General features: G+C 72.2%; 14 protein-coding genes. 8 read left to right on the top strand and 6 right to left on the bottom strand.

The annotated features are described in order from the left end of the window. Window positions 1-707 precede the first annotated feature (707 nt). On the top strand, window positions 708-923 hold the full coding sequence (locus tag CLV63_RS04545) for a hypothetical protein (protein WP_106581577.1): 216 nt from the start codon (window positions 708-710) through the stop codon (window positions 921-923). Window positions 924-1,177: 254 nt separating this feature from the next. On the opposite strand, the gene CLV63_RS04540 is transcribed toward CLV63_RS04545, so the two are convergent. From CLV63_RS04540 to CLV63_RS04525, 4 genes are all read right to left on the bottom strand, one after another. Continuing rightward, window positions 1,178-1,570 carry a VOC family protein gene (locus CLV63_RS04540; RefSeq protein ID WP_106581576.1) on the bottom strand — a complete coding sequence of 131 codons (393 nt, stop codon included), beginning with the start codon at window positions 1,568-1,570 and terminating at the stop codon, window positions 1,178-1,180. Window positions 1,571-1,751: 181 nt separating this feature from the next. Further along, window positions 1,752-2,624 carry a helix-turn-helix domain-containing protein gene (locus CLV63_RS04535; protein WP_245928575.1) on the bottom strand — a complete coding sequence of 291 codons (873 nt, stop codon included), beginning with the start codon at window positions 2,622-2,624 and terminating at the stop codon, window positions 1,752-1,754. 406 nt (window positions 2,625-3,030) lie between these two features. Continuing rightward, complete coding sequence (locus CLV63_RS04530; RefSeq protein ID WP_245928574.1) at window positions 3,031-4,425, bottom strand: peroxidase family protein; 1,395 nt, start codon at window positions 4,423-4,425, stop codon at window positions 3,031-3,033. 525 nt (window positions 4,426-4,950) lie between these two features. Further along, window positions 4,951-5,733, bottom strand: coding sequence for an NAD(P)H-dependent oxidoreductase (locus tag CLV63_RS04525; protein WP_106581574.1), 783 nt, complete (start codon window positions 5,731-5,733; stop codon window positions 4,951-4,953). A gap of 150 nt (window positions 5,734-5,883) precedes the next feature. Here CLV63_RS04525 and CLV63_RS04520 point away from each other — a divergent pair, with 150 nt between their 5' ends. The 4 genes from CLV63_RS04520 to CLV63_RS04505 all read left to right on the top strand — a co-directional run bounded on the left by CLV63_RS04520 (window position 5,884) and on the right by CLV63_RS04505 (window position 9,235). Continuing rightward, the gene (locus CLV63_RS04520) at window positions 5,884-7,032 is read left to right on the top strand and encodes a GlxA family transcriptional regulator (protein WP_106581573.1); all 1,149 of its coding nucleotides are present in this window, start codon (window positions 5,884-5,886) and stop codon (window positions 7,030-7,032) included. Between the two features lie 68 nt (window positions 7,033-7,100). Continuing rightward, the gene (locus tag CLV63_RS04515) at window positions 7,101-7,865 is read left to right on the top strand and encodes an arginase family protein (protein ID WP_106581572.1); all 765 of its coding nucleotides are present in this window, start codon (window positions 7,101-7,103) and stop codon (window positions 7,863-7,865) included. A 161-nt stretch (window positions 7,866-8,026) separates the two neighbouring features. Further along, a complete protein-coding gene (locus CLV63_RS34010; RefSeq protein WP_211301149.1) occupies window positions 8,027-8,629 on the top strand; it encodes a hypothetical protein in 603 nt (200 codons plus the stop codon). Window positions 8,630-8,683: 54 nt separating this feature from the next. After that, on the top strand, window positions 8,684-9,235 hold the full coding sequence (locus CLV63_RS04505; RefSeq protein ID WP_106581571.1) for a hypothetical protein: 552 nt from the start codon (window positions 8,684-8,686) through the stop codon (window positions 9,233-9,235). Between the two features lie 55 nt (window positions 9,236-9,290). On the opposite strand, the gene CLV63_RS04500 is transcribed toward CLV63_RS04505, so the two are convergent. Beyond that, window positions 9,291-10,058 (bottom strand): ABC transporter permease, encoded by a 768-nt coding sequence (locus CLV63_RS04500; RefSeq protein ID WP_106581570.1) that lies wholly within the window; start codon window positions 10,056-10,058, stop codon window positions 9,291-9,293. Next, entirely contained in the window at window positions 10,055-10,792 is a 738-nt protein-coding gene (locus CLV63_RS04495; protein ID WP_106581569.1) for an ABC transporter ATP-binding protein, read from the bottom strand. Before CLV63_RS04495 ends, CLV63_RS04500 begins: the two co-directional genes overlap by 4 nt. A gap of 111 nt (window positions 10,793-10,903) precedes the next feature. Here CLV63_RS04495 and CLV63_RS04490 point away from each other — a divergent pair, with 111 nt between their 5' ends. The 3 genes from CLV63_RS04490 to erm all read left to right on the top strand — a co-directional run bounded on the left by CLV63_RS04490 (window position 10,904) and on the right by erm (window position 13,812). Further along, window positions 10,904-12,001: a sensor histidine kinase gene (locus CLV63_RS04490; RefSeq protein ID WP_211301148.1), complete on the top strand. Its 1,098-nt coding sequence runs from the start codon at window positions 10,904-10,906 to the stop codon at window positions 11,999-12,001. After that, window positions 11,998-12,642 carry a response regulator gene (locus CLV63_RS04485; protein ID WP_106581567.1) on the top strand — a complete coding sequence of 215 codons (645 nt, stop codon included), beginning with the start codon at window positions 11,998-12,000 and terminating at the stop codon, window positions 12,640-12,642. Before CLV63_RS04490 ends, CLV63_RS04485 begins: the two co-directional genes overlap by 4 nt. Before the next feature lie 357 nt (window positions 12,643-12,999). Continuing rightward, window positions 13,000-13,812, top strand: coding sequence for a 23S ribosomal RNA methyltransferase Erm (gene erm / locus CLV63_RS04480; RefSeq protein WP_106581566.1), 813 nt, complete (start codon window positions 13,000-13,002; stop codon window positions 13,810-13,812). Window positions 13,813-13,840 lie beyond the last annotated feature (28 nt).

The raw sequence follows: 13,840 nt of genomic DNA, 5'->3' as shown, positions 1-13,840 counted from the left end.
AGTCGCCTACCTCTCCGAATTCGGGTACGAGCAGTTCCCCGGAGCCGTGGCAGTGAACGCAATTGGGGTCGGGGCGCCGTTCATCGACGTGCGTAGGGGCGATGTCGTCCATGGCGACAGGCTATGACGCCCATGCACACGCTGTCAGCGCGTCCATGAAAACCTCACGCTGATCGCGCAGCGTGCCGATTGGGCGACGAACCCTTCAACCCGCACGAGCTGTCGTCGGCGTCCTCTACTCTGCGGTTTCCGGATGAATGAGTCTCGTAGTTCTCAGTGCTCGTTCGGGTGATTTGTGTGGTGTGGATGCCAGTTTCCGTTTTTCGAGAAGTGGTCAGAATCGGGGGTGCGTCGCGGTAGCGTTCGAAGTCAACAAGAGTGCTCCCCGCGCGCGGGGATGGACCGGCGCTGGGGGAGAAGTAGGCGGGCACCAGGCGGTGCTCCCCGCGCGCGCGGGGATGGACCCTGGGTGGCGAACGTACTGCTGCTGGTGAACCCGTGCTCCCCGCACGCGCGGGGATGGACCCCTCCTGCACGGCGGCGTCCAAACGCCCCGCGGGTGCTCCCCGCTGGTGCGGGGTGGGTTGATTGTTGAGGGGCTGGTCACCCACATCACATGACACTTGTCATGTGGTGTGGGTGACCATGACGACTGCTCTGCGGGTCGTGGCTGCGTCATGCTGGTGGCGGACGAAAGGATCTGCCGAATGTCGGAGAAGTCGAACCCGCTCGCGAGTTTTCCCGTCGCGCTGTTCGCAGGAGTCGTCGCCGGGATGTTCATCGGGGTGATGATCGACGACATCCCCATGGGGATCATCATTGGAAGCGCCATCGGCGGCATCATGCTGCCCATCATTTTCTCCAGTACGGCCAAGGCAGACCCCGAACCGAAGGAGCCGGAGCAGGAGCCCCGAGGGGATTAGGGGCGCGTCTCTTGGGCCTTGCCGGGGCGACGGCTGTGCGCCCGGGAAGAGATCCGGGGCGCACGCTCTCCCTGCGCTACTCCGGTACTGCTGCCACCCGGCACCGCGCCTGTACCCCGACTTCCGACACCGCGCCCTGTACTACTGCTGCCGTGGAGGTCCGTGGAGGATCGAGGCGTCTGCGGCCATCGATCTGGTGGACGTCGATGTGGCTGGGTCACCGGGTTCGCCGGTCATGGCGCGGGTGTGCTGGTTCAGCGGAGTTCGCCGGTGATGATCCACAGGTGGCCGAATGGGTCGCGGATGCGGCCCGAGCGCTTGCCGTAGGGCCGGTTCTCGATCGGAACGACCACCTCGGCGCCGTGGGCGATCATGCGTTCGCCGACCGCGTCCGGGTCGGCCACCTCGATTTCGAGGAGGACCGCGGAGCCGCCGAGGTCCCCTGTCGAGAGCCACCCCCACGAGGAGACGGCCGGCGAGACGCGGAAGGACGAATCGCCGATGCGGTGGGCAACGATGGTGGGCGGGCCCTCGTCCTTCGGCGGGGAACGGAACTCTTCCTCGGCGCCGAGGGCGTCCTGGTAGAACTTCGCCGCCTCGTCAGGGTCGGACACGATGAGGCGAGGGGACATGTGGGTCGGAGTCATGAACCCATCATGGGATCGGGCCGCGGCGGGGTATTGAAGATTTGGGAACGCACCCGGCCTGCACCGGTCGTCAACCGGGTGCGCGTTCTTCGCCCGGCGGCCGGACGTCAGAAGGACGTACGGTCCTCGCCTGGTGGTCGGTCGCCAGCCGGAAGCGCGATCCTTGCCCGGCGGCCGGACGTCAGCCGGATGCGCGGTCCTCGCCTGGCGGCTGCTCGTCGGGTGACGGGCCCTGCGCTGCCGGGCCCTCGGTGCGCAGCCATTCGGTGGGGGTGCACCCGGCCATGGCCCGCCACTCCCGGGTGAAGTGCGCCTGGTCGGCGAATCCGGACGCGGCGGCGACCGCCGCGAGACCGTCCGCTCCGATCTCTCCGACCCTTCCGCCCCCTCCGGCATCGGTGGCCGCGAGCCGGCCCCGGGCCGTCTCGAAGCGGACGAGCCGCTGGTACTCCTTCGGTGTCACCCCGAACTCGTTGCGGACCGCGGTGCTCAGGCGTCGCCGCGAGTATCCGAGCAGCCGGGCCGCCTCCTGCACCCGGGTGGTTCCGGACAGGGCGGCGAGCGCGGCCCGCAGTTCGCGGTGGTCGGCGTGTTCGCCGTGCCGGGACAGGCCGGTGAGCAGGGAGCGTTCGACGAGTGCGCGACGCTGCGGCCAGGTGCGGCAGGCCGCCAGGCGTTCCGGCAGGTCCGCCAGCGCCGGGGCGACGTCGGCGAGGTCGACGGCGTGCCCGGCCAGCGCCGACGCCGGAAGCCCCAGCAGCGCACTGGCGCCCAACGGGCTGAGCGTCAAGTACACGCCGCGAGTGCATCCCACTTGCCTCAGTTCGGCCGCGTCCAGGTGGAGCCCGGCCACGACACCGTGGAGCCGAGTGGGCGAACCGGACCGGTCGACCCATTCGACCTCGAACGCGTCGCCCGCGGGGATGGTGATCGACACCGTGGACGAGGGCAGCCCGCGATGGACGCCGACCGGGCCCGGCCCGAGGTCGTACGCGTCCATCGTCGCCAGGTACGGCGCCAGAGCGGCGGACATCTGGTCGGCGGCCACGGTCACCCTGCCACAGTACGGCGGCCGCGACCGTGCCGCCGAAGCGGTGCTCCCCGCACGCGCAATGCCGTTGAATCAACGGGGGGCGAGGGTGTTTTCGACGGCCCCGGTGTCCTTGGGTGAAGGGGGTGGGTTGCCGTCGCGGATGCTTCGCAATCGCGACGGCAACCTCTGTCTGCACGAGAGTTCACGAGCACTCCGTTGCCCACTGAATCAACGGCATTGCCCGCACGCGCGGGGACGTGTTCGTGGAGGTCGCCGGGCCGCCTTAGGACGCCGGGATGCGCCGGAGCGTACCGGGATGCCGGGTCGCGTCGGGCCGCAGTGCCGCCCGGCTGCACCAGGCCGTTCGTGCTCCCTCCCCGCGACTGACGGCCCGCCCTCTCTCCGGTGGCGGGCCGTCACCGGTCGGCTAGACGGGGTCCAGGCCGAAGCCGGAGAAGGTGATGAGGTCGGACATGGTGAAGTCGCCGGGGACGCTCGATGGGAGGAACGGGATCCACGACGGATCGTTGCGCAGGTAGGAGGAGGGGTCGGCGGCCAGCAGGCCGACGAACACCTCGGCGACGATGCGCCCGCCGACCGGCCCCAGGTGCTCGCCCTTGTTCCTGACCTCGGCCTCGCGCAGGACGTAGTACCAGAGCGGTGCGGGTCCCGGCTCGGGCATGCCGAGTTCCGCGGCGCTGAGGGGCCTGACCCCCATGGCACGGGAGACGTCCTGGCCCGACGGCAGCCGCAGCATCGCCCCGCGGGTGAGGTTGCGGGCGGCGAGGGACGCGACGTCCGGTGCGACCTCGGGGGGCAGCGCCAGCAGCGGCGGGGCGATCTTGGTGTCGATCCGCCGGCTCGCGGCGACCTGCACCCCGTTGTCCTTCTTGCCGTGCAGCGCGAAGAGCCGGGCCCATTCGATCTGCCACAGCGGCGGCAGCGTCCGGAAGCCGCCGAGGTGGGACAGCGGGTCGGTGTTGGGGTCGCTGATCGATTCGCTGGTGAAGATGGGCAGCGGCGGCACCGTGGTGTTGAACTTGTAGCCGCTGCGGATCATCGAGTGCCCGAACCGGTACGCGGCCGCCGCGAACTCCACCGGCATGAACGGCTGGTTCCGCCAGTTGTAGAAGCACAGGTTGGGCCGCTCCACCGGCTCCCCGCCGGCGACGAGCGGCCTGCGCGGCAGGACGTCGGCCAGGGTGGCTTCGCCGACGATGAGCTTGAGGAAGTCGTGGACGACCATCCACTGGTAGTGCCAGCGCACCACGCGCTGGGCGACAGTGAAGTCGTCCTCGCCGGGTGCCTTGGTGACGGGCAGCTCCGCCAGGCGCTCCATGACCTTGTTGTGGAAGAACATCATGGTCAGGTGGAGCTGGCTGACGATGATGTTCTCGTCGTTGCGGGGGTCGCCGATGATGGCGGTCCCTTGCCCGTTGCGCGGCAGGTCGAACTCGTCGTCGTGCCTGCCGACGAGGAGGTGGCCGGGGTTGGCGCTGTTGTACAGGTAGGGCTGGTCGGCGGGCCCGCTGCCGTAGACGTTGTCGAGGTCGAACCGCGGTGTGCGGAAGTTGGTCAGGGCGTCGGGGTCGTTGCGGCGGTCGGTGATGGACGTGGGGTCGAACGTGATGTCGTGGTCGATGAACTGGCCGAGGTAGGTGTAGCCGGCCGGGATCCGCGGGTTGTCGCGGGCGGGTTCGGCGGGCGGTGTGTCGGCCATCGCGGTGGCGATCGACTCGATGAGCTCCTTGTCCGGGACGAACGGCCGAAGCCGCCGGAACATCCGGCCGAAACGCCCTTCGTCGAGTTTCGACCCGGGCACGTGGTCGAGCCCTCGGGGCACGGACCCGTGGCCGCGGAGGGGCCCTCTGCGGCGATCTGCGCCTTTGCGATCCATCATGATCCATTCCCCGGTTCGCGCAATGATCAATGGACCGCCTGGCATTGCGGGTGCAAGGCGGCACGAGAATGCGGATCCGGTTGAGGGTAAGAATTCGCGGAACGTTCGGTACAGAGGACGATCCATCCGCTTCGATCGGCGGGCAATACACATGGCCAACCCTGGCCAGCGATAATGCTGGGGTGATCGGGGGTGCGGGAGGGATCGGGGAGGGCCGGGTTCCGCGCTCGCCGCGCGTGGTGTGTGAGGAAATGGATGCTTGTCGCGTCCATTTCGCGAGGTGGGAAACAACGGCTGCTGGGTGGCCGTCGGGGGAATGGTGGAGATCATCTGAATTGTCGATCATGATTGGCCGCATCGCGATTCGCGCCCGGGAATCGGCCGTCTCGCCGCGCCCCCGTCCGTCGCTCCGCCGCACCCCCGTCGTCCCGCCGCACCCCCTATCCGTCACCCCGGCGCGGGCACGGCGCTGTGCACGGCCGGGCCGGAGCCGTGCGGCGCGAGGTGGGGGCGCAGGACGAGGTCCGCGTCGTAGTCGCCGCCGTTCTGCGTGCGGAACGGGATGGGCGCGGCGGTCGGCAGGGCGGTGAGGCGTTCGCGCAGGCGCGCACGCGAGGACGTGTAGTCGTCGGCCGTGGCGCGGTCGGCGCCGTGCACCAGCAGCGGGGGGACGACGGCGATCCCCGCGTACCAGAGCGTCCCGTGCTGGAGGGGGAACAGCAGGTCGTTGAGTTCGCCGTTGACACCGCGCGGCCCGAGGCTCGACTCGCGGGCACCGGCGGTGACGACGACCATCGCGCGCTTGCCCGCGAGCATGCCTTCGCCGTAGCGGAGGGTCTGCCCGGTGTGCGGGTCGGTGACCCCGAACGCGAAGCCCTTCACGAAGGTCCGGTCGAACCACCCCTTCAGGATGGCCGGCATGCTGTACCACCACAGCGGGAACTGGAGGACGAGGGTGTCGGCCCAGGCGATCTTCTCCTGCTCCGCGCGGATGTCGCCGCTCAGCCGCCCTGCCGCGTAGGCGCGTTCGGACACGTCGCCGACCACCAGCCGCTCCGCGGGGTCGTGCGCGAAGTCGCCGCCGTCCACGACGGGGTTCCACCGCATGGCGTACAGGTCGGACTCCCGGACCTCGTGCCCGTTGTCGCGCAGGGTGCGGATGCCGTCGTCGCGCAGCGCGCCGCTCAGTGACCGCTGCTCGGGGTGGGCGAATATCCACAGCACCTTCATGGTGGGCTCCTCATCCTTCGTCCGGGGGTGCGTTCGTGCCGGTCGTGCGGCCGTTCGGTGACTCTGCCGTCGAGCATGCCGGGAGCGGTCGCGCCAGACGAGTGGCCGGAAAGACAACATGGAAAAGAATCAGGCCATAGGGTGGTGGGCATGGCTGCTTTCGCGCATGACGGTCGGCACCGGGTGGCGGTCCTGGTCCGGCACGGGCTGCTGCCCATCGAGATGGGCATCGTCCACCGGCTCTTCAGCCAGGCGCGCCCGCTCACCGGATCCCCGCCCACCGGCGCTCCACCCACCGGCACCCGGTCCGCCGGCACGCCGCGCACCACCGCACCACCCACCACCGACCCGCCCGTCGGCGACCCGCTGTACGAGGTGCTGACCTGCGCGCTCGCCCCCGGTGAGATCCGCACCGACGCCGACATCACCATCAACGTCGCGCACGGCCCCGAACTCCTGGCCGAGGCCGACACCGTGGTCGTCCCCGCCTCCGACGAGGACTACGAGCCCACCGTGGACGGCCGCCCCAGCGCCCCGCTCGCCGAGGCGTTCGCGCGGATCCGCCCCGGCACACGGGTGGCGTCCATCTGCACGGGCTCGTTCGTGCTCGCCGCGGTCGGCCTGCTCGACGGGCGCCGGGCGACGACCCACTGGCGCTCCGCCGAGCAGTTCCGCGCCCTGTACCCGGCCGTCGATCTCGACCCCGATGTCCTTTACACGGACGAGGGCGGCGTCCTCACCGCCGCCGGGGTCGCCTCGGGGATCGACCTGTGCCTGCACATGATCCGCTGCGACCACGGCGCCGCTGTCGCCAACGAGGTCGCCCGCGGCACGGTGGTGTCGCCGCACCGCGAGGGCGGTCAGGCGCAGTTCATCCGCCGCCCCGTTCCCGAACCGCGCATGTCCTCGACGGGCGCCGCGCGCGAGTGGGCGCTGCGCCATCTCGGCCGGCCCCTCACCCTGCGCGAACTCGCCGCCAAGGAGGCCATGAGCGTGCGGACGTTCACCCGCCGGTTCCGCGAGGAGTCGGGGGTCTCCCCGGTGCAGTGGCTGACGCGCGAGCGCGTCGAACGCGCCCGCCTGCTCCTGGAGGAGACCGACATGCCCGTTGAACGGGTCGCGGCGGAGGTCGGATTCGGGACGGCGGTCTCGCTCCGTCAGCACCTGCACGCCGCGCTCGGCGTGTCGCCGAGCGCCTACCGCGCCACCTTCCGCGGCCCGGCCGGGCCGCCCGCCGGGCCGGCGTCGCCCGTGCAGCCCGTCGCGCCTGCTCCGTACGCCTCTTCCGCATCGGACTGACCTGGCGGCGCGCCCGGAGTGGGGAAATCGGCTGCCGCGGCGCCCGCTTTGCCCCGTATGCTGCGTTCGTGACGACCGTATTTGTGCCCTATCACCAGGACGACCGCCTCCCCGACGGGTGCGTGCCCCACCCCGCGGAGGGGCCCGTGCGGACGATCGACCCCCCGCTGCCCGAAGGCGGTCTCTGGCAGCGCCTCACCGCCCTCTACGACGCGGTGGCCGCTGCGGCGGCCGCCGACATGGAGGCGGGCGGCGTCCCCACGGTGCTGTCGGGGGACTGCCTGGTATCGCTCGGGGCCGTCGCGGGTGCGCAGCGCGCGGGACTCGACCCCGCCATCGTCTGGTTCGACGCGCACGGCGACGTGCACACCGCGGAGTCCTCGACGTCCGGCTATCTCGGCGGGATGTCGCTGCGCCTCGTCATGGGCGCGCACCCCGAGTGGGCCGCGCAGCCACTGGGCATGCGCCCGATCCCAGCGCAGCGGGCCGTGCTCGTCGACGCCCGCGACCTCGACCCCGCCGAGGCCGACTACCTCGCCGCCGACGGTCCCGCCCGCTACGGCGTCGAGGACGTCGGTCCCGCCGTGCTGCCCGACGGGCCGCTCATCCTGCACGTCGACCTCGACGTGGTCGACGCCGGGGAGCTGTCGGGGATGATCTTCCCCGTGCCCGGCGGCCCGTCGTCGGACGCCGTTCTCGGCGCCGCGCAGCGCGTGCTCGCAACGGGCCGCGTCGTCGCGCTCGACGTCGCCTGCCCGTGGTACCCCGCGCGCGACGCCAGCGAGGCGGACCGCAGGGCGGCCGTCCTCGGCCGCCTCACCGCACTGACGTAGGGGCCGCCCGGCGCCTCCCGCTCCGCCGCGTGCCCGCCCGGCCCGGGCGGTGTGGGCGGCCGCCGGGCGGTTCAGGACAAAGCCGGGCGGGGTGCGCCCGTGACGGCCGCGATAATGAGCTGCCGCGCGGGGTACCCCGCGCCGAACAGCGAGGAGGGGCCGTGTCGTTCCGGCAGTACATGGAGCAGGCGGGGGTGCGCGCCGTGGAGGCGTTCCCCGAAGAGCTCAGGCCCGAGATCTATGCGGTCTCGTTCCGGATCGACCACGCCGAGCAGGACATCCGCTACCCCTACCTCGCGATCGACTACAACACCGAGACCACGGTCCGGTGGGAGTCGCGCGAGCCCGGGGGAGTGGACGCCGAGACGGCCCGCTGGCACTACGCCCACTTCGCGCTGGCGGACCGCGGCGGCGTGATCGGCCACGATCCCCACGACCCGCCGAGGGACCCGGACGGGGCCGCCGTGCACGAGGCGGAGGTGAAAGGGCTCGGCCTGTGGTTCGAGGACGTGGAGGAGGAGCACCTTGAGGACGGGGACGGCGCGGTGTTCGAGCGTCTGGGCGCGCACTTCGACGACGCGGTCTTCCACCTGGCGCGGCACCTGCACACCAGCGGCAGGCTCGCGGCGGCCCTGGGCCGCCCCGTACCCGTCGTCGTCTTCGACATGGACCGCCGCGGCTTCGAGGCCGCGGCGACGGCGGCGGTCAACCCGCCCGACCTGGTGTCGGCCTTCCTCACCTGGGGCGAGAGGCACTGGAGCTGAGCCCGTGCGCCCCGGCCGCGCGATCCCGCCGGCGGCCTCCCCGTCCGGGCCTTCGTGCGCCGCGACGACGACCGCGCCGCCCGCGACAGCGGGGTGCGGCGCGTGGTCGCCGTGTCGCAGCTGGCGGCGGGCCCCGACGCGCCCACCCCGCACATGCGGCGCCACTGGCTCGCCGAGCAGGTCCTCGACTGGGCCGGTATCGGCGCCGTGCACCTGCGCGCGGCCGTGTTCTTCGAGAACCTCGCCGTGCTGGTCCGGGTCGGCGGCGGCCGCGAACTCGCCCTCCCCCTGGGGACGCGGGACACCGTGCTCCCGCTCATCGCAGCGGACGACGTCGCCCGGGTCGCGGCGGGAATCCTCACCGACCCGGGTCCCGGTCCCGGTCCCGGTCCCGGATCCGAAACCGAGCCCGTCCACCTGCTGACCGGCGCCCTGGAGATCTACGGCGACCCGGTCGCGGTCGAGCACCTGTCGAAACTGTGGGAGATCTTCCGCCTCCTCGGCGCCGGCCACGACCTCTTCCAGGTGACCGGCGCCATCGAGCGCTTCGGCGGCGCCCCGCCGGTGACCCTGGACGCGTGGACCGCCCAACCGGCCGACACCTGAGGGCGCGCCGATCGGCCCCGCAGGGGCGCCGCCCGGGCCGCCCGGCGCCCTTGCCTCAGTCCCAGCGGAAGAACGCCGCCGCGATGACGGTGCCGACGACGACCGTCGCACCCAGGCTCAGCAGGTGGAGGGGGTCGACGGCGCCCCCGGCCCAGGCCATGGCCAGGGCCTCGACGGCCGCGCCGAAGGGGAGCCGTTCGCCGATGGCGGCGACCGCGTCGGGCAGGGCCGCGCGGCCGCCGAACATCCCGCCGAGCGCGCCGAGGCCGAGGAATGCGACGAGCCCGATCGCGACCGCCGAGTTGGGCGTCGGCGAGACAGCGGCCACGATCATCCCGACGGCGTACATGGCCGCCATGGCGAGGAGGAAGACCAGGACGGTGGCGCCGAGGTCGGCCGGCGGGTTGGCGTCGAAGACCGTGAACGCCACGGTGAGCGCCACGGCGATCCCGAAGGCCGCCTGGATGGCGCTCACGGCCACCTGCGCCACGAGGACCATGACGGGCGACGCCGGGGTGACCGAGAGCCGCCGCAGGATTCCGGCGCGGCGGTAGTACGCCAGGAAGCTCGGCATGTTGATCACCCCGATGGACGCGATGACCATGGTGAGCACCAGCGGGATGACGTACAGGTCCAGCGCGGTGCGCCCGTTCGCGATGACCTCGTCGCCGACCGCCGACGAGCTCGTGACCAGGATCAGCAGGGGCAGGCCGATGGGGACGATGAGGCCCGCGGTGTCGCGGGCGACCATCGTGCCCTCGTACCGGACCATGGCCAGCCAGGAGCGCGGCCCCGGGTGGCGGGCGTGGATGTCGGTGCTCATTCGGTGTTCTCCAGTTCCTTGCCGGTGAGGGCGACGAACGCGTCGTCGAGGTCCGCGGCCCTCGCCTGCCGGACCAGGCCGGCGGGCGTGTCGAGGGCGATGATGCGGCCGCGGTCGATGAGCGCCACGCGGTCGCAGAGCCGCTCGACCTCCTCCATGGCGTGGCTCACCAGCACGATCGTGACGTTGCCGTCGCGGAGCTGTTCCACCGTCCGCCACATCTGGCGCCGGGCGCGCGGGTCGAGGCCGGTCGTGAGCTCGTCGAGGATCACCACACGGGGCCGTCCGGCGAGGGCCAGCGCGATGGACAGCCGCTGCTGCTGGCCGCCCGAGAGCTTCTCGAAGATGGTGCGGCGCTGGTCGGCCAGCCCGACCAGGTCGAGGAGTTCGGCGGCCGGCCGGGGGTCCGGGTAGAAGCTCCGGTACATGTGGACGAGCTCTTCGGCCTTCAGGGCGTGGTGCAGGTAGGACGCCTGCAACTGGACGCCGAGGACTTGGCGGAGCCGGGCGCGGTCGCGCCGCGCGTCGAGGCCGAGGACCGTGACGCGCCCGCTGTCGGGTTTGCGCAGTCCCGCGATCATCTCGACGGTGGTGGTCTTGCCCGCGCCGTTCGTGCCGAGGATGCCGAGGACCTCGCCCTCCTCGACCCGCAGGCTCACGTCGTCGACCGCGACCGTCTGTCGGTAGCGCTTGTGGAGGTTCTCGGCGTGGATCGCCGGTGCTGTCGTGCTCATGCTCTGACGCTAGAAGCGCGGGGTGGGCGCGGGCGTGTGCCGAAGGTCAGCGATTGCGCCCATGACTTTCGGCACCCGACCCGGGAGGTGGGCGCGCCGTAGGCTGGTGCCATGCGTCGAGTCGGGCCGGAAGTGTGGTCGGGTTTGGCGATGCTCGTCGTGCCGCTCGCGGTGGCCGGGCCGATCCTGGTCGGCGCGGTCGACGTCGCGATCCACCGCGGCTGGTGGATCGCGTTGTTCGCGGCGTTCATCGCCACCCTGCTGCTCGCCGTTGCCGACGGCCAGCCGGCCGCGCGCAGGCGCGCGGCGTTCGCACTGGCGGTGGCGGCGTCCTGGGGCATGGTGCTGACCGCGCAGTCCATGGGGCTGCTGCCGGTCGTGCTCGTCCTCGTCGCCGCGGTGAGCGTCTACGTCGTGCCGCTGCGGGCGGGGTTCGCGGTCGTCGGCCTGAACACGGTCGTCGTCCTGGTCTCGGCGTGGCCGGACGGCGCGCCGTCCGAGGTCGCGATCATCACGGGCTTCTACCTGCTGATCCAGTTCTCGACGCTGCTCAGCTCGGTCACCCTCCTGCGCGAGAGGCGGCTGCGCCGGGAGGCGACCGAGGCGCACATCGACCTGCGGGCGGCGAGCGTGCTGCTGTCGGAGTCGGCGCGCACCTCGGAACGGCTGCGGATCTCGCGCGACCTGCACGATCTGATCGGCCACCAGCTCACCGTCCTCACGCTGGAGTTGGAGGCGGCCCGGCACCGCGAGGGGGAGAAGGCCCGCGAGCACGTCGACCGGGCGAACCGGGTCGCCCGGGACCTCCTGGCCGACGTGCGGTCGACAGTGGGCGAACTGCGCAGCGGCGCGCCGGACCTCGCCGACGCGCTGGGCCAGGTCGTGCGCGACCTGCCCGGCCTGGACGTGACCATCGACGCCGCCGACGTGCAGGTCGGTGAGGAGGAGACCGCCGCGCTCGTGCGCGCCGTGCAGGAGATCGTCACCAACACGATCCGGCACGCCGGCGCCCGCGAGCTGTGGATCGAGGTCGTGTCCGACGAATCGGGCACCGTCCTGCGCGCCGGCGACGACGGGCGCGGCGCGCCCCACCCCGTCCCGGGCAACGGCCTGCGCGGTCTCCGGGAGCGGTTCGAGGCGCTCGGCGGCGAGGTGGCGTTCGACGGGGCCGACGGGTTCCGGGTCACCGCCCGGGTGCCGGCGCCGTGACCCGCGTCGTGGTGGTCGACGACCAGACGCTCGTGCGGCACGGAATCCGCAGCCTGCTGGAGATCACCGAGGTGGCGGTGGTCGGCGAGGCCGACGACGGGCGGGCGGCGCTGAACGTCATCGCGGCCACCGAACCCGACGTGGTCCTGCTCGACCTGCGCATGCCCCGGTTCGACGGCATCTGGACGCTGGCCCGGTTGCGCGAGCGCGGCATCGACGTCCCGGTGCTCGTCCTGACCACCTTCGACGACGACACGCTCGTGCTCGACGCGCTGCGCGCCGGAGCGCGCGGTTACCTGCTCAAGGACGTGACGCTGGAGCAGTTGACGCGCGCGGTGCACACCCTGGCGGAGGGCGGGACGCTGATCGCCCCGTCGATCACGGACCGGCTGCTGCGGGCGATCCGCTCGGGACCGTCGCCGGTCGGCCCCGACGCCCCGCCCGTGCAGAGCCTCACAGAGCGCGAACTGGAGGTGCTGCGGCTGGTGGCGGCGGGGTACGGCAACCGCGAGATCTCCGAGGCCCTGTTCCTCGCCGAGGGCACCGTCAAGAACCACGTCTCGATGATCCTGCTCCGCCTCGGCGCCCGCGACCGCACCAACGCCGTCCTGCGCGCCCTCCACGAGGGCCTGCTGGGCTAGACCGCGGCACGGCCGGGCCCCGCGGAGGCCGCGTTCGGCGGTCCGGCCGCCCGGGCGTGCCGCGGGTGTGCCCCGTGTCCGGCCGCCGCGGGTGTGCCCCGTGTCCGGTCGGTGACGCTGTGCCGGGCGGCTCGGGAAAACCCGTTGCGGCGCGGAGTCCCGGATCCGTAGCCTCGGCGCCATGGCCATGTACGGGTGCACGATGAACGCGGGCTCAATCGCCGTGATGAGGCCCCGCCGCGTATAGCGGCGGCCTTCTTCTTCTCGTAACGAACAGATCCGCCGCTCCGAAGCGACCTCGCCGGGCGGCCAGTTTCGCGCTGCCCGGCTTCCCTTTGAAGCCGCGGAGCCCCAGTCGTGCCCTCACAACACAATGGCCGCCATGAACTCGGCCAGAACTTCCTTTCGGACAAGCGCGTCGTCCAGGCGTTCGTGGACCTCGTCGCCCGGACCGAAGGGCCCGTGATCGAGATCGGCACCGGTGACGGTGCGCTCACCCTGCCGCTGCAAGACCTGGGCAGGGACCTGACCGGCATCGAGATCGACGGCCGCCGCGCCGCGCGCCTCGCCCGCCGCACCCGCCCGGCGACGACGATCGTCCAGGCGGACTTCCTGGCCTACGCGACGCCCGCCACGCCCCACGTCCTGGTCGGCAACCTGCCGTTCCACCAGACCACGGCGATGCTGCGGCGCGTCCTGCACGCCCCGGGCTGGACCGACGCCGTCCTGCTCGTGCAGTGGGAGGTCGCGCGCCGCAGAGCGGGCGTCGGGGGAGCGACCATGATGACCGCGCAATGGTGGCCGTGGTTCGACTTCCGGCTCGTCCAGCGGGTCCCGGCCGCCGCGTTCCGCCCCCGGCCGAACGTCGACGGCGGACTCATGACGGTGGCCCGCCGGAGCAGCCCTCTGGTCGCCCGCAGGGACCAGCGCCGCTACCAGGACCTCGTGCAGCGGGTGTTCACCGGCCGGGGGCGCGGCCTGGCCGAGATCTTCGCCGCGTCGGTGCCCGAGCTCTCGCGGCGCCAGGTCCAGCGGTGGATGCGGCAGTACGGGGTCGCGCCGGGCGGCCTGCCCAAGGGCCTCACCGCCGAGCAGTGGGCGGCCGCGTTCGCCCTGGCCCTGGAGCAGGGGAACCGGCCGTCGCCCCACCGGACGAGGGGGCGCCGGTAACCGGCCGCGCACCGTTCCCGGGCCGCGC

It is taken from the genome of Murinocardiopsis flavida, assembly GCF_003014485.1.
In the GTDB taxonomy this organism is placed as follows: Bacteria; Actinomycetota; Actinomycetes; order Streptosporangiales; family Streptosporangiaceae; genus Murinocardiopsis; species Murinocardiopsis flavida.
The sequence above is the reverse complement of the archived record's forward strand: the minus strand, read 5'-3'. Positions and strand labels throughout refer to the sequence as shown.